Here is a 15,555-nt window from a genome sequence, read left to right as displayed (position 1 = left end):
ATCAAATTAAAAGTTCTCAATGTTTATCCCTTCTTAGTTAATAAGAATGGTATAAACACAACACAAACACATTCAAGTGTCTTGGCTTTTTGTCTTCACTTTTTAAAAGTGAAAATAAAGAGCAAAAATTGAGTCCGGCAAACACGTAATAAGAACTAACCCTTCTTGTTACAACCAAAAACCTTGGTTGCTATTTTGTCTTCACTGCAATTTGTCTTCACTTTTTAAAGTGAAATCAAATAAGCAAGTGAAAGCAAACTGTCATCAACTCGAAACTTCTTCGGGTTGTATGGTTAAGTGACTAAGCGTACACGGTGGATGCCTTGGCAGTCAGAGGCGATGAAGGACGTATTAACTTGCGATAAGCCCAGATTAGGTAGTAAAAACCTTTTGAGTCTGGGATTTCCGAATGGGGAAACCCACTTACATAAGTAAGTATCTTGTTGTGAATACATAGCAACAAGAGGCAAACCGGGGGAACTGAAACATCTAAGTACCCCGAGGAAGAGAAATCAACCGAGATTCCGAAAGTAGCGGCGAGCGAAATTGGATTAGCCCTTAAGCTTTTAATGATGCAGGTGAAGGCTCTGGAAAGTGCCGCAATAAAGGGTGATAGCCCCGTAACCGACACATCATAATCAGTGAAATCGAGTAGGGCGGGACACGTGATATCCTGTCTGAATATGGGGGGACCATCCTCCAAGGCTAAATACTACTGACTGACCGATAGTGAACCAGTACCGTGAGGGAAAGGCGAAAAGAACCCCTGTGAGGGGAGTGAAATAGAACCTGAAACCGTGTACGTACAAGCAGTAGGAGCACCTTCGTGGTGTGACTGCGTACCTTTTGTATAATGGGTCAGCGACTTATATTCAGTGGCAAGGTTAACCGTTTAGGGGAGCCGTAGGGAAACCGAGTCTTAACTGGGCGTTCAGTCTCTGGATATAGACCCGAAACCAGGTGATCTAGCCATGGGCAGGTTGAAGGTTGAGTAACATCAACTGGAGGACCGAACCGACTAATGTTGAAAAATTAGCGGATGACTTGTGGCTAGGGGTGAAAGGCCAATCAAACCTGGAGATAGCTGGTTCTCCCCGAAAGCTATTTAGGTAGCGCCTCGGACGAATACTACTGGGGGTAGAGCACTGTTAAGGCTAGGGGGTCATCCCGACTTACCAACCCTTTGCAAACTCCGAATACCAGTAAGTACTATCCGGGAGACACACGGCGGGTGCTAACGTCCGTCGTGGAGAGGGAAACAACCCAGACCGCCAGCTAAGGTCCCAAAGTATAGCTAAGTGGGAAACGATGTGGGAAGGCTCAGACAGCCAGGATGTTGGCTTAGAAGCAGCCATCATTTAAAGAAAGCGTAATAGCTCACTGGTCGAGTCGGCCTGCGCGGAAGATGTAACGGGGCTAAGCTATACACCGAAGCTGCGGCTGCACACTTTAGTGTGCGGGGTAGGGGAGCGTTCTGTAAGCCGTTGAAGGTGGTCTGTAAGGGCTGCTGGAGGTATCAGAAGTGCGAATGCTGACATGAGTAACGATAAAGGGAGTGAAAAACTCCCTCGCCGGAAGACCAAGGGTTCCTGTCCAACGTTAATCGGGGCAGGGTAAGTCGACCCCTAAGGCGAGGCCGAAAGGCGTAGTCGATGGGAAACGGGTTAATATTCCCGTACTTCTTACAATTGCGATGGGGGGACGGAGAAGGCTAGGTGGGCCTGGCGACGGTTGTCCAGGTTCAAGTACGTAGGCGGAAGGTTTAGGTAAATCCGGACTTTCTTAACGCTGAGATACGATGTCGAGCCACTACGGTGGTGAAGTCATTGATGCCATGCTTCCAGGAAAAGCCTCTAAGCTTCAGATTGTAAGGAATCGTACCCCAAACCGACACAGGTGGTCGGGTAGAGAATACCAAGGCGCTTGAGAGAACTCGGGTGAAGGAACTAGGCAAAATGGTACCGTAACTTCGGGAGAAGGTACGCTCTTATCGGTGAAGTCCCTCGCGGATGGAGCTGACGAGAGTCGCAGATACCAGGTGGCTGCAACTGTTTATTAAAAACACAGCACTGTGCAAAATCGTAAGATGACGTATACGGTGTGACGCCTGCCCGGTGCCGGAAGGTTAATTGATGGGGTTAGACTTCGGTCGAAGCTCTTGATCGAAGCCCCGGTAAACGGCGGCCGTAACTATAACGGTCCTAAGGTAGCGAAATTCCTTGTCGGGTAAGTTCCGACCTGCACGAATGGCGTAATGATGGCCACGCTGTCTCCACCCGAGACTCAGTGAAATTGAAATCGCTGTGAAGATGCAGTGTACCCGCGGCTAGACGGAAAGACCCCGTGAACCTTTACTACAGCTTGGCACTGAACATTGACCCTACATGTGTAGGATAGGTGGGAGACTTTGAAACCGCGTCGCTAGATGTGGTGGAGTCGTCCTTGAAATACCACCCTTGTAGTGTTGATGTTCTAACGTTGGTCCCTGAATCGGGATTACGGACAGTGCCTGGTGGGTAGTTTGACTGGGGCGGTCTCCTCCCAAAGAGTAACGGAGGAGCACGAAGGTGGGCTAATCACGGTTGGACATCGTGAGGTTAGTGCAATGGCATAAGCCCGCTTGACTGCGAGAATGACAATTCGAGCAGGTGCGAAAGCAGGTCATAGTGATCCGGTGGTTCTGAATGGAAGGGCCATCGCTCAACGGATAAAAGGTACTCCGGGGATAACAGGCTGATACCGCCCAAGAGTTCATATCGACGGCGGTGTTTGGCACCTCGATGTCGGCTCATCACATCCTGGGGCTGAAGTCGGTCCCAAGGGTATGGCTGTTCGCCATTTAAAGTGGTACGCGAGCTGGGTTTAGAACGTCGTGAGACAGTTCGGTCCCTATCTGCCGTGGGCGTTGGAAGATTGAAGGGGGCTGCTCCTAGTACGAGAGGACCGGAGTGGACGAACCTCTGGTGTTCGGGTTGTCATGCCAATGGCATTGCCCGGTAGCTAAGTTCGGAATCGATAACCGCTGAAAGCATCTAAGCGGGAAGCGAGCCCTGAGATGAGTCTTCCCTGGCGCTTTAAGCGTCCTAAAGGGTTGTTCAAGACTAGAACGTTGATAGGCAGGGTGTGTAAGCGCTGTGAGGCGTTGAGCTAACCTGTACTAATTGCCCGTGAGGCTTAACCATACAACACCCAAGGGGTTTTGATGGACTCAAAGATACAAACGCTTGAATGAGTTTGAAGAGAACAAGAAACAGCTTTCCAGATTACTTTTCTGAAAGAAAATCAGAGAAGAAAGAATTTGCTTGGCGACCATAGCGTTGTGGACCCACCTGATTCCATGCCGAACTCAGAAGTGAAACGCAATAGCGCCGATGGTAGTGTGGGGCTTCCCCATGTGAGAGTAGGACATCGCCAGGCTTTAATTTAGTTATTTGCTATGTGCAAATAACAACTTCAACAGTGTACTAATCTGTTGATGAAAATTTGTTGGAGGGATGGCTGAGTGGTCGAAAGCACCGGTCTTGAAAACCGGCAACCGTTAATAGCGGTTCTAGGGTTCAAATCCCTATCCCTCCACCACCATTGAAAAGCCCGCTGAGAAATCAGCGGGCTTTTTTCATACCAATCGCACTAATTTTGTGATCTAATATCAGCTTCAAAAGGAGCTGATATGACACACGATTTTCCTAAGCTTATCCAAGCAACATCTGACGCGAGAAAACGAACTAGACTTCTTGCTATTTCGCATTTCATTGATGGGAAGACTCGTACTGAGATATCCCAATACCTAAAAGTCAGCCGAGGCAGTGTGAATCGTTGGGTCAGTGCCTACCTAGAAAACGGACTCGATGGGTTGGTAGAAAAGCAGCATACAGGCAGACCTTCCCGCCTTTCTGAAGGACAACGCTCTCAACTAAAAAAATATATCAGTGACAATGCAATCAAACCTGATGGAGGAAGACTACAAGGCACTGATATTATTGAGTATATAAAACAAGAGTTTGACCTCGTTTATAGCCTATCTGGTGTATATAAATTATTGAGAAAGCTAAACTTAGTGTGGATTACTACTCGGTCTAAGCACCCCAAACAGTCACTTGAAGCACAAGAAGCTTTTAAAAAAATTCCTAATCGAAACGATCAATAAGATCCCTGGCCACATTCCATTAAATGACGTCCAAATTTGGTTTCAAGATGAAGCGAGATTTGGTCAACGGAATACAACGACAAGAATATGGGCTGAGAAGGGCACTCGCCCTTTAGCGATTCAGCAGCAACAGTTTGAGTCGGCGTATTTATTTGGTGCCGTATGTATTAACACTGGTGAGACCGAAGCAATAGTTTCTCCGCTGAGCAACATGGAGGCCATGCAGAAACATTTAGCGCTCATTTCGTCAGCGACTCCTTGCGGCAAGCATGCTGTAATTATTATGGACCAAGCCAGTTGGCATCAAAGCTATCTTGCCGATGAGTTCAAGAATCTAACCATCATCCATATTCCTCCATACTCACCCGAACTCAACCCTATTGAACAAGTGTGGAGTTGGCTCCGACAGCATGAAATTGCCAATCGTTGCTTTAATAGCTACGAGGATATCGTAGACAAGCTCTGTAACGCTTGGAATCGGTTCTGTGAAGATAAGAATAGAGTCATTTCACTTTGTTTTAGGGACTGGGTTAATCTGACTTATTAATTAGTGCGATTGGTATAAAAAGCGTATCAGCCCTTTGAGCAAGAGTTTATACCAATCACAGTAAATAGGTGATCAAAAATAGCGCAGGAAAAAGGCTTGAGAACAAGGCAGAATTTTTTGATAAGTAGTTATTCTACAATCAAAAATTCTAACGCAGTTATCGAGCATTTTAACAAGCTAGGGTGAGCAATTATTTACTACGATTGGTATTACTCTAGCTAAAGGGGATATAGCGGATTGGTTTTAGGTGACGTTAGAAGGTGAATGACAGATCGTTAGTCTTGCTCTGAGATCTTGTTGAAAGTCACTATATCCAATTGGCAATCTTATCGAAGAGGCGGTTTTTGTCAGCCGGTTTAACGATGAAGTCAGACATACCAGAAGCACCAATCTGTTCAAGCGTGATAGGAGAGCTATCTCCCGTATGCGCGATAATAGGAATAGAAGAGTATCTTTTGTTGGAACTTCGAATACGACGAGAAGCTTCAACACCTCCCATTACGGGCATTTCAAGATCCATTAGAATTAAGTCGATATTGTTTCTATCTAGAGCATCTATTGCTTGCTGGCCGTCTGCTTTTTCAATGACTTCAAATCCTTGCTTAGCAATCAGCATTGCAGTAAATCGTCGCAGTGATTCGTTGTCGTCAACCACCATGATTGTTCCTTTTTTAGATGTTCCAAGGGGACGCAATTTAGAAGAGTGAGCCACATTGCCGATATCGAAGAATAGGTCTTCAATAATCACTTTGGTATTAAGAAGCCAAGCCTGAGTCTCAATCCACTTGGCATTGGAAATTACCGATGGGATTTGTTTAGCTGTGGAATTCTCATATAGATACGCAATGTTCGCTTCCGTAAATGACAACAGTGACTCAATCGCTGTCAATTTTTCTGGTCGTTCAAAAAACGCTTCTATATCTACAAAGATAGAGTTGAACTCAAATTCGTACTCTTCGCGATTGAGTGCTGTTGATATGTCAATGATCGTTAGGTCGAACCCCATAAGGCGGCTGATTTCTGTCATTTTTTTTGTGAGCACGTTTTGCTCGCAAACCATTAATACAGATTTCAGTTTGGTCAACTCACTCAGTATTTCAGTCACAGTATTTGAACTCATTAATGGGAATGATAGTGTGAACTGAGACCACTCACCCAGTTCAGATTTGCACTGAATATCCCCTCCGAAGGCGTGCATAACTTTCCGACAAAAAGGTAATCCCAACCCATAGCTACCCGATTTACCTGTGGTATAGAAATCTAGGAAGATATTACGCATGGTTTCATTTGAGATACCAGAGCCGTTATCTGTCACTGAGATACTATTATTGTTTCCTTCCTTAGACATAGTGATATGAATGTGAAAATCTTCAGTATTACGATGATGGAAAGCATTTTTAAACAAGTTATACATGACATACTTGAATAGAGTGTCACTACCGAGAAATTCAAAATCATCTTGAATATCCAGTGAGATCGCATCCTTGTCAGTTGAACGTTTATAGCTAAAGCTATCGATAGCTTCGGTTACAACGTTTTTCGCTGAGTGTTTCTTGAATGTTGAGCGGGATATACGGTTCTCGTCAATCGAAGTTAAAAGCAGATCAATTGTCTCGTTGCCGATACGAATGATGTCCATTGCATCATCACTGACTTTTTTTAGTTGTACGGCATCATCATGAGTTAAAGTGTACTCTCCCTGAGGCGCTTTTTTGGGGTCAGGAAGTATCGATTGGATAAGATCAATCGAATAGAGCAAACCACTTAAAGGGTTACGCATTTCGTGAGCAATACCCGCACCGAATGATTTAGCGAGGGACACTCTAGCTTCATGCTCGACTTGGTTACGTATGTAGAATAGATTACCAAATAGATAGATAAACAAGAAAATTGGAACGTGTGTCCAGTCCATTGTTATATCGAGGTGAAAACCTTGAGCAACCCAAGCACATAAGCTCGCTAACCCAATCCCAGCGAAGGTTTGAGCAAACATTATTTTTGTGATGTGAACAAGCAGGATATGCAGGAATATCGCTGCCATAAAAGACATTACCCAGACATTAGACCAACTGTTCATTAGCAACATGTAAAAGAAGAAGCCGGGCAAACATAATGTAGTCACGACCTGATAGTAAGCTGGGAGGTATTTTTTCCAACGCAGTGGAAAGCGATGTCGATATATGATGCCGAAAAACAGCGTGGAACAGAACACACGCAGTGGTAGGTTTTCATAGGGTTGAGGAAACATTAAATCCCAGACAATGTAATAGACTGGGAAGCCTACAAAGCCCATCCACCCAACAAGGGTCAGGTTTGGTTCAGCGTATTGATAAACCTTGCGAATAGCATCCATATTGAATAGTTATTTACCGAGCCTAAGACGTATAAGGGTTTTGATTTTATATATTTCTATCAATTATATATCACTTGTGGTTAGTAAGCTTTTAAAGTTCGATCAAATATCGCACTAAGTAGGATTGTGACATAACAGGCCCACCCCATTTCCTTATGACCTAAAGAACAAAAAAGCAGCCTATGAGGCTACTTTTTTGATTACGAAAATATGGTAAACCGATTGTCAGGTGGCTAACTTGTGCTCGATTTGCTTCAGAGCGCGCTGAGACAGTACCCAAGCACAAGTTCCTGCAAATATATTACCTAGCATCGCTCCCCAGAACAGACCTTCGATACCCGCTACTTGAGACCCAATCCATAGACATGGCAAGAAGAAAGCAAACAAGCGCAGTGCCGAAATCGTTAGTGCGGTGTATGACTTACCCAGAGCGTTTGATACCGACACCATCAACATACAAATACCTAAAGGGCCAAGGCTGATTGGCACGATCATTAGATGATAATTTAGGATGGTGGTCACATCACTGTCGCTGGTCATCAATCCAGCCAAGCCATTTGAAAACAGCCAAGTAACGAGCGCAATCACAACTTGAAAACCGAGCACAAAGGTAGCGGCAATCTTGATTAAACTGCGAATGTCAATCAGGTTCTTTTCACCTAGCATACGACCAATCATCGGCGGCATAGACATGGTCAGAGCAAGTACTGAAACAATGGCGAAAAACTCAAAGCGAGAGCCCAATGCCCACGCTGCAACAGCCGCTGTACCGTAGCTTGCTAGTAGCTTGGTTGCCAGCATCGAAGAGACGGGTGGCAGTAATTGACTGATCATCGCAGGGCCCATAATGCGCCCAATAGAACGAACACTTTTGCTTATGTCTAGGTCTTGCCAGTCGAAAGTGAGCCAGTGTTTTTTGGTAACCTTAGGTGCCACGATCAAAATACCTATCCCAAAGGCGATGATCGTCGCAATAGCTGCACCATTGATGCCTAAGTCGAGAGTGAAAATGAAGATAGGATCGAGTGCGAGGTTAATCAAACTAGTAGCGATCATCATGGTGCCAGGAAGCATGGTATTGCCATTGGCACGACAGACGCTGTAGAAGAAATAGAGCATTGCACCTGTCCACGAGCTAACCAACCAGTAAACCCAGTAAGCATCAATGATTGGGAAGACCGATTCTGGAGCATCTAAGAGTTGTAAAATAGGGGTGCGGAGTAGGTAAATGACCATCGAGAATAGTGCGACACCTACACCTCCCATTACAACCACTAACCCCCCTAATTGTTTTGCATAGTGAGTCTTTTGGGCTCCTATCGCTCGTGCGATCACTGCCGTGGTAGCAATGCCAAGCCCAACTTGAATCCCAATGATGATCATCTGTATTGGAAGTGTAAAGCCTTGAGCAGCAAGGGGTAAAACACCAAGTTGACCGATAAAAGCACTGTCGACTAGCTGAAAGCTCATCAGCGAGAGTACGCCGAACAGCATTGGCCACGTCATAGTAAAAAGTTGCTTACTTAGGGAAGGAGAGGGCGTTCCAGTTGTTGAAGTCATATTGGTCTTAGCATTATTGAGAGGACGGCGGTTAACCGTTTAATATGGATACGGCTAAAGGATAGCGTAATGTCTAGCAGATACCAATAGACCGTGTTGTCTATTCAGTGTTGCGCTAATTGCGACAATACTGTGGTGCAGTGATATTTGGAGATAAAAAGACCCCCAATAATTGGTGTCCAACTATTGGGGGTCAGTTCATAATGACTGGCTATATTCGTTTTTCGATTAGAGAAGGTTATTTGTTAGCAACATTGCCTAGCTTCAACCATGTATCGATAACCGTATCTGGGTTTAGAGATACAGAGCTGATGCCTTGCTCCATTAGCCACTCTGCTAGGTCATCGTGGTCCGATGGACCTTGACCACAGATACCTACGTATTTGCCTGCTTTGGTTGCAGCATCGATTGCCATCTTCAGCATCGCTTTCACTGCTGGGTTACGCTCGTCAAATAGATGAGCAACATCACCAGAGTCACGGTCAAGACCAAGCGTTAGCTGAGTCATGTCGTTAGAGCCGATAGAGAAGCCATCGAAGTACTTCAAGAACTCTTCAGCCAATACCGCGTTAGATGGCAGCTCACACATCATGATCACTTTCAGTCCTTGGTCGCCACGACGTAGGTTGAATTTCGCCAGCAGGTCGATAACCGATGCCGCTTCGCTCGGGGTACGCACGAAAGGAATCATGATTTCAACGTTCTTAAGGCCCATCTCGTTGCGTACGCGTTTGATCGCTTGAGTTTCTAGTTCAAAGCAATCTTCGAATACTGGAGAGATGTAACGAGAAGCACCACGGAAGCCCAGCATTGGGTTCTCTTCATGCGGTTCAAACTCTTTACCGCCCACTAAGTTGCTGTATTCGTTAGACTTAAAGTCAGACATACGTACGATCACACGCTTAGGCCAGAACGCAGAAGCGATAGTCGCGATGCCCTCTGTTAGCTTGCTTACGTAGAAATCGATAGGATCTTTGTAACCACGGATACGCTCAGTGATTTCCGCTTTAAGCTCATCGCTCTGCGCATCAAAGTTCAGTAGCGCTTTCGGGTGAATACCGATCATCTTGTTGATGATGAACTCTAGACGAGCCAGACCAACACCTTCGTTCGGAATTTGAGCGAAGTCGAATGCACGATCAGGGTTACCGACGTTCATCATCACTTTGGTTGGAAGCAGGGGTAGTTCGTCAACGGCAGAACGCTTGATTTCGAAATCCAGCTCGCCTTGGTAAACGTAACCTGTTTCACCTTCTGCACAAGATACCGTCACTGTAGAACCATCTTCTAGGCGGCTTGTTGCGTCACCACAACCAACAATCGCTGGGATGCCAAGTTCACGAGCGATGATCGCTGCGTGACAAGTACGACCGCCACGGTTGGTGACAATCGCAGAAGCTTTTTTCATCACGGGTTCCCAGTCTGGGTCAGTCATGTCAGTGACTAGAACGTCACCTTCTTGAACCAAAGACATTTGATCCAATGAATCAACCAGACGTACAGGGCCAGAGCCGATACGTTGGCCGATAGCACGGCCCTCAACCGCTACGTCTGCTTTGTTGCTTAGTTCGTAACGCTCAATGACGTTTTGCTCGCTTTGAGAACATACGGTCTCTGGGCGTGCTTGAACAATGTATAGCTTACCGTCGATGCCATCTTTCGCCCACTCAATGTCCATTGGTCGTTGGTAGTGCTTCTCGATGATCATCGCTTGTTTTGCTAGCTCTTTGATCTCTTCATCGTTCAGTGAGAACTCGTTACGCTCTTGAGTATCTGTGTCGATGATATCAACTTGCTTACCGATCTCTTGGTTAGTTGAGTAGATCATCTTGATCAGTTTAGAACCGAACGTTTTCTTAACGATAGGGTACTGACCCGCTTCAAGCATCGGCTTGTGAACGTAGAACTCGTCTGGGTTCACCGCACCTTGAACGACCATTTCACCCAGACCCCAAGATGAAGTGATGAATACCACTTGATCGAAGCCTGATTCTGTATCAAGGGTGAACATGACACCTGAAGAGGCTTTGTCTGAACGAACCATGCGTTGGATGCCTGCAGAAAGCGAGATTCCGCGGTGGTCAAAGCCTTGGTGTACACGGTAAGAGATAGCGCGATCGTTAAACAGAGACGCGTATACGTGTTTTGTTGCTTCTAGAACAGCATCGATGCCTTTTACGTTTAGGAAGGTCTCTTGTTGACCAGCAAACGAAGCATCAGGAAGGTCTTCCGCCGTTGCCGATGAACGAACCGCTACAGACAACTCATCATTGCCTTCGATTAGCTCACGGTAGTTATCGCGGATATCTTGCTCTAGGGATTCTGGGAAAGGGGCTTCAAGAACCCATTGGCGAATCGTCGCACCTGTCTTACGCAGCGCTTCAACGTCTTCGACATCAAGTTCATCAAGTAGTTGGTGAATGCGCTCATCAAGACCTTTGTAGTCTAGGAACTCGTTAAACGCATAAGAAGTGGTAGCAAAACCATTTGGTACAGAAACACCAGCATTGGATAGGTTAGAAACCATCTCGCCAAGTGAGGCGTTCTTACCGCCGACCTTGTCGACATCTTCCATGGATAGGCCATTGAACCATAGGGTATTATTTTGCATTTATTTCTCCAGAAACATAGCAAGTTTTGTAGGGATTTAAAGGCAAACGATTACGTCAGAGTTGAAAAAAATGTTAAAAATTTTTCAAACCTGTGGGGTACGTAATAGTCAGCAGGCTTTTGTTATATATATTATGGTGACCATCCTACTCAAAATAATTTTAAACATTAAATAAAAAATGCAAATTGATATTCAAAGTCGTGATGTATTCTATGTTTCTGATGGAACGGCCATAACATGTGAGACTTTAGGGCACGTTGTTCTAGGTCAATTTCCCTTCAAAGCTAACGAAAAAACCTTTCCGTTTGTGGAAAGCGAAGACAAATTGAGTGATTTGTTAAAAGAGATCGAGATTTCCTACCGAGAAACAGGCAACGAACCATTGGTGTTCTTTTCGATTGTCATTCCTGATATCAAACAGAAACTGTTAGCCGCTCCTGCACATTGTTACGACGTGTTGGAGAGTATTGTGCAGAAAGTGCAAGACGACACTCAAATGGCCCCCAAACCCAAGCTGCAGCGTTCTCGTAGCGTGAATAAGGATTCAGACAAGTACTTCGATCGTATTGCGGCGATTGAGTACACGCTAGCGCATGATGATGGGATTACATTGAGAGGATTGGAAGAGGCCGATATTATTCTACTTGGAGTATCGCGTAGCGGTAAGACCCCAACCAGCCTTTACATGGCAATGCAATTTGGATTGCGTGTGGCTAACTACCCATTCATTCACGACGACATTGCGAGGCTGAGACTGCTGCCTGAGTTTGAGATCCACCGCCATAAGCTATTTGGTTTGACGATCGATGCAGAGCGTTTAACTGAGATTCGTGAAAACCGTTTAGCGGGAAGTGAATACGCGAGTGATTCGCAGTGTGTCTACGAGTTGCAAACGGTAGAAGGACTGTTCCGACGTGAAGCGATCCCATACATCAATACCTCTTCACTGTCGGTTGAGGAGATCTCAACACGCATTTTAGAGCGAACAGGATTGAGACGCCGACTTTTGTGATCTTTTGCTGATTTAGGCGATCTACCAGAGAAGCTCAAAGAGTATCGTCGGTCAATTCAAAACGAAAAGTGCCAGCTAAACTGAACCATTAGCTCCTATTTAAACCGAAGCACTAGGCTTCGGTTATCAGTCTATTCAAGGAGCCCAACACCAAGCTCTTTGCTTTTGCGTTCCATCCAACGGTCAAGTTCTGGTGGCCATTCGATACTTGGCTCTACGTAGAAACCGCGAAGCATTGAGAAGTAAACCGCTTGGTCGATAAGCGGCAGAGTGGATTCGCCCTTGTCAAAGTCAAGCAATAGCTCTGCGTCTTTTAACAATGGGTTGATCAACTGTACGAATTGAGGAGTTTGCTCAATCAGCTTGTCAAAGTTGAACTCTTCTGTCTCTTTACTCTCGCGCCAAGCTACTTTGCTCTCCTCGCTACGATATTCAGGCAGGTCTAGTTTCCACCAACGTGGGCGACCAATACGCTGAGTGAGCGGGAAAGCGCGAGTTTGGAACTGAGTCACTGGATTTGCAGGCTCTCGAGGTTCATCGCTGTTCGCAAGATCCATAAAATAGGCAATGATATCGAGGCTTTCCGCCATGATAGAGCCGTCATCTTTTTCAAGAACAGGCACCATTTTTTTACCAATAAGATCAACCAAGGTCTGTGCATCGTGGTAGTCCACAGAGACCAGCTCCAGAGTGATTCCTAGCGAGCGTGCAATAAAAGCGACACGAGCACAGAATGGACAGTGATCATAGATATAAAGCTTCATGGCTTCCCCTTAAATGTATAAGTTACCCAAGCATAAGATAACGCTAATGTACCAGAACTTATTTAAGACCATAAGTACTTGTATTGAAATGTAATAGAAATTTTACAACCTGCAAGGAGTAGAGGATAAGTTGTCTTGGGGCGCAGAAAGAGATAAGGCCCAGGCAATTCACTCCAATGCAGAAGAGTGTCTTTACCAAGGCCCTAATAGGGTGATGTGTTTAACTGCGCATTATCGCGAGCTAAAAACGTCGAATTATGCTTTTTTAAGATCTTGCATAGGGTATGTCAGTGTCAGACCACCCTCGGTAGTTGTAACGTGAACATAGAAACCGCCTGCGCTTAGACCAGCTACTACCATTTCACTTACTTCGACACCTTTTGTTGCGACAACACGATCTTCGATTGAAAACATCTTAAACACCTTCAATAAATTAAAATTAACTTTGCTTTTCGAAGGCGGATTTAATCAGATGATTCAGAGATCGACTAATCAGGTAATTTGTCGTTAAGACAAGCAACGGTTATTTAAGGTAAGTCGAAATTGCTCAATCATAAAGCGAGAGAAACGGTTTAGATTTCGTCCGCCGGATAATGCACACCAACCTGATGACGCATTTCTGTTATGAGTTCTGAAACTGTGATCGCACGCTGTTGCGCCTGTGATTGCGCTTCTCTATTGCCTTTCAGCACTTGTGCGAACATCTCGGCTTCGTAGCACATTGAATTTTCGCGTTGCGGCTGATTCAACTCTTCTACATCGCCATTTCGGTATTGAATCTTAACGTGCGTACACTCAGCAATATGATCAATTAAAATCGCGCCGAGCTCGCCTTGAATCTCGCTGTATGCGTAAGAGTCACTGACTTTTGAGTGTGCTAACGTAACGTCGAATTCTGGGTAGTAGAAGATGGCGCTGCCATGACCGTCAACCCCAGACTCTAGAAGGTGAGCGGATGCTTGAACGCTTTGAGGTTTACCAAATAGGGCGACCGCTGCGGCCACAGAATAGAAACCAATGTCCACCAAAGACCCATTTGAGAAAACCGGGTTGAAAGTGTTTGGGTTTTCTCCATCTAGGTATCGTTGATATCGAGACGAGTACTGACAGTAGCTGATGTGCGCTTTGTGGATTTTGCCTATCTTAGGAAGCGCTTGTTGAACGGCTTGAAAGTTAGGTAGATATTGAGATTTGTATGCTTCGAAGAGAACAACATTGTTGTTTTTAGCGACCTCAAACATCTTGGTTGCTTCGCGAATGTTCGAAGCAATAGGTTTCTCGCAGATCACGTGCTTGTTGTGTTCCATCAACATGATCGCTTGCTGACAATGGAACGAATTCGGTGAGGCGATGTAAACTGCATCAATGGCTGGATCGTTTGCAAGCTGATCCATATCTGTGTGGTGAGTCTCTACGCCAAACTCTTTGCCAAACTCAACTGCGCTCTCTAGATTTCGAGAATAGACGGCGGTTAATTGCATGGCGTTAACTTCATGTGCAGCCTGTACAAATTTTTGAGTAATCCAATTGGTGCCAATTACAGCAAACTTAATCATATCGGTTTTTCCGTCCTTCTTGTTGGTGTGTTGAGATAGTAGCACTGGGCTAAAACGAAAAGGACCTTAATTGCGGAACAAATTATTGTTGTAGTTAGCCTAATATTATTAATGTTACTCAGGCCATGCTTACCTGTTGTGGCTTGTGCAGTGAATGGCGGATTTTGTTAAGGTAATACTAGGGCGTGTTGATCTTTCGAGCTGGTTTTTGCAGCGAGTTGCTGGGTATTTATACAAGGCAGAGGCTTTGATGTGTAGCTAGCCTACATGAGAAGCCGATAACGCAGTAGAAATGACCAGCAAACGCTGCCCGAAGGGTTCGAGCTGGGCGTCCCCGCAAAAAGCGTTTTACTCTTTGTTGAGGGAGATTTGCTTAGAATGACTAGGCTACTTCTCCCTCGCCGCGATTAAAACGCTTTTGACTAGGCGTCCCCATCCGAACAAAATTTAACCACGAAAGGTCAACACGCCCTAATTGCAAACAAGGTAGTTATTATGCGTATACGCGCGGTCAAAGTGTCCGATATTCAATTCATATTAAAGCTCTCTCACCAGATCAATCGCCAACATCATCAAGGTGCTCCTTCGGTTTTTAGTTCCCCTGAAAAAGCAGATAGCGGCTCTGAAGCGTATTGGTTAGGCTTAATGTTAGATCCGGAAGGGCACTTTTTAGTTGCTGAAGAAGATGAACAGGTCGTCGCTTTTCTGGCTGGAAAAATTACGCAGAATAACGGCGTGAGTTTTATTCAAGACCATAAGGTTGCTCGAGTAAACACCATTGTGGTCGGGGACGATGTTCAAGGCCAAGGAGTAGGCAAAAAGTTGATGCGCGCGTTCAATCAATGGGCGCACGCCAATGGTGCTACAGAGCTGCGCTTGGAGGTAATGGAATTTAATCAGGATGCACAACGTTTCTATGAGTCTTTGGGAATGGTGACCCAATCGCGAATCATGTCTATGTCGTTAGAGGATGTATGAGTCGTTTCATTGCTGCATTAATGTGTT

Annotated in this window: 9 protein-coding genes, 1 tRNA gene and 2 rRNA genes; 6 read left to right on the top strand and 6 right to left on the bottom strand. The window is 45.3% G+C overall.

What is annotated here, in order from left to right; genetic code table 11:
• The first annotated feature begins 291 nt into the window (after positions 1 to 291).
• The 4 genes from vsple_RS17070 to vsple_RS17055 all read left to right on the top strand — a co-directional run bounded on the left by vsple_RS17070 (position 292) and on the right by vsple_RS17055 (position 4,694).
• Positions 292 to 3,182, top strand: a 23S ribosomal RNA gene (locus tag vsple_RS17070).
• Positions 3,183 to 3,301: 119 nt separating this feature from the next.
• Positions 3,302 to 3,417, top strand: a 5S ribosomal RNA gene (gene rrf, locus vsple_RS17065).
• Positions 3,418 to 3,488: 71 nt separating this feature from the next.
• Positions 3,489 to 3,579 (top strand) — tRNA-Ser (locus tag vsple_RS17060).
• Between the two features lie 91 nt (positions 3,580 to 3,670).
• Positions 3,671 to 4,694 (top strand): IS630 family transposase gene (locus vsple_RS17055; RefSeq protein ID WP_420833782.1). Its coding sequence is split into 2 segments (ribosomal slippage): positions 3,671 to 4,125 and positions 4,124 to 4,694, totalling 1,026 coding nucleotides; the frame shifts between segments, so codons are not numbered across the junction.
• A gap of 307 nt (positions 4,695 to 5,001) precedes the next feature.
• On the opposite strand, the gene vsple_RS17050 is transcribed toward vsple_RS17055, so the two are convergent.
• The 3 genes from vsple_RS17050 to ppsA all read right to left on the bottom strand — a co-directional run bounded on the left by vsple_RS17050 (position 5,002) and on the right by ppsA (position 11,218).
• Positions 5,002 to 7,047, bottom strand: coding sequence for a hybrid sensor histidine kinase/response regulator (locus tag vsple_RS17050; protein ID WP_261883984.1), 2,046 nt, complete (start codon positions 7,045 to 7,047; stop codon positions 5,002 to 5,004).
• Between the two features lie 225 nt (positions 7,048 to 7,272).
• The gene (locus vsple_RS17045) at positions 7,273 to 8,607 is read right to left on the bottom strand and encodes an MATE family efflux transporter (protein ID WP_261883983.1); all 1,335 of its coding nucleotides are present in this window, start codon (positions 8,605 to 8,607) and stop codon (positions 7,273 to 7,275) included.
• Positions 8,608 to 8,845: 238 nt separating this feature from the next.
• A complete protein-coding gene (gene ppsA, locus vsple_RS17040) occupies positions 8,846 to 11,218 on the bottom strand; it encodes a phosphoenolpyruvate synthase (RefSeq protein WP_032550171.1) in 2,373 nt (790 codons plus the stop codon).
• A 178-nt stretch (positions 11,219 to 11,396) separates the two neighbouring features.
• On the opposite strand from ppsA, the gene ppsR reads away from it, so the two are divergent.
• A complete protein-coding gene (gene ppsR, locus vsple_RS17035; protein ID WP_255232443.1) occupies positions 11,397 to 12,230 on the top strand; it encodes a posphoenolpyruvate synthetase regulatory kinase/phosphorylase PpsR in 834 nt (277 codons plus the stop codon).
• Between the two features lie 131 nt (positions 12,231 to 12,361).
• On the opposite strand, the gene grxB is transcribed toward ppsR, so the two are convergent.
• The 3 genes from grxB to vsple_RS17020 form a co-directional block, all read right to left on the bottom strand.
• Entirely contained in the window at positions 12,362 to 12,994 is a 633-nt protein-coding gene (gene grxB / locus vsple_RS17030; RefSeq protein ID WP_261883982.1) for a glutaredoxin 2, read from the bottom strand.
• 255 nt (positions 12,995 to 13,249) lie between these two features.
• Positions 13,250 to 13,408: a hypothetical protein gene (locus vsple_RS17025; protein WP_261883981.1), complete on the bottom strand. Its 159-nt coding sequence runs from the start codon at positions 13,406 to 13,408 to the stop codon at positions 13,250 to 13,252.
• Between the two features lie 158 nt (positions 13,409 to 13,566).
• Positions 13,567 to 14,550, bottom strand: a complete 984-nt coding sequence (locus vsple_RS17020; RefSeq protein WP_261883980.1) for a Gfo/Idh/MocA family protein — start codon at positions 14,548 to 14,550, stop codon at positions 13,567 to 13,569.
• A gap of 495 nt (positions 14,551 to 15,045) precedes the next feature.
• On the opposite strand from vsple_RS17020, the gene vsple_RS17015 reads away from it, so the two are divergent.
• Entirely contained in the window at positions 15,046 to 15,528 is a 483-nt protein-coding gene (locus vsple_RS17015) for a GNAT family N-acetyltransferase (RefSeq protein WP_261883979.1), read from the top strand.
• Positions 15,529 to 15,555 lie beyond the last annotated feature (27 nt).

This window comes from Vibrio pelagius, assembly GCF_024347575.1.
In the GTDB taxonomy this organism is placed as follows: Bacteria; Pseudomonadota; Gammaproteobacteria; order Enterobacterales; family Vibrionaceae; genus Vibrio; species Vibrio pelagius.
Note: the sequence above shows the minus strand (reverse complement) of the source record. Positions and strands in the feature narration are given on the sequence as shown.

Bases quoted from the DNA above. Each gene is read 5' to 3' on its own strand.
- vsple_RS17020 (WP_261883980.1), bottom strand. From the start codon at position 14,550: ATGATTAAGTTTGCTGTAATTGGCACCAATTGGATTACTCAAAAATTT.
- grxB (WP_261883982.1), bottom strand. From the start codon at position 12,994: ATGAAGCTTTATATCTATGATCACTGTCCATTCTGTGCTCGTGTCGCT.
- ppsR (WP_255232443.1), top strand. From the start codon at position 11,397: ATGCAAATTGATATTCAAAGTCGTGATGTATTCTATGTTTCTGATGGA.
- vsple_RS17025 (WP_261883981.1), bottom strand. From the start codon at position 13,408: ATGTTTTCAATCGAAGATCGTGTTGTCGCAACAAAAGGTGTCGAAGTA.
- ppsA (WP_032550171.1), bottom strand. From the start codon at position 11,218: ATGCAAAATAATACCCTATGGTTCAATGGCCTATCCATGGAAGATGTC.
- vsple_RS17045 (WP_261883983.1), bottom strand. From the start codon at position 8,607: ATGACTTCAACAACTGGAACGCCCTCTCCTTCCCTAAGTAAGCAACTT.
- vsple_RS17015 (WP_261883979.1), top strand. From the start codon at position 15,046: ATGCGTATACGCGCGGTCAAAGTGTCCGATATTCAATTCATATTAAAG.
- vsple_RS17050 (WP_261883984.1), bottom strand. From the start codon at position 7,047: ATGGATGCTATTCGCAAGGTTTATCAATACGCTGAACCAAACCTGACC.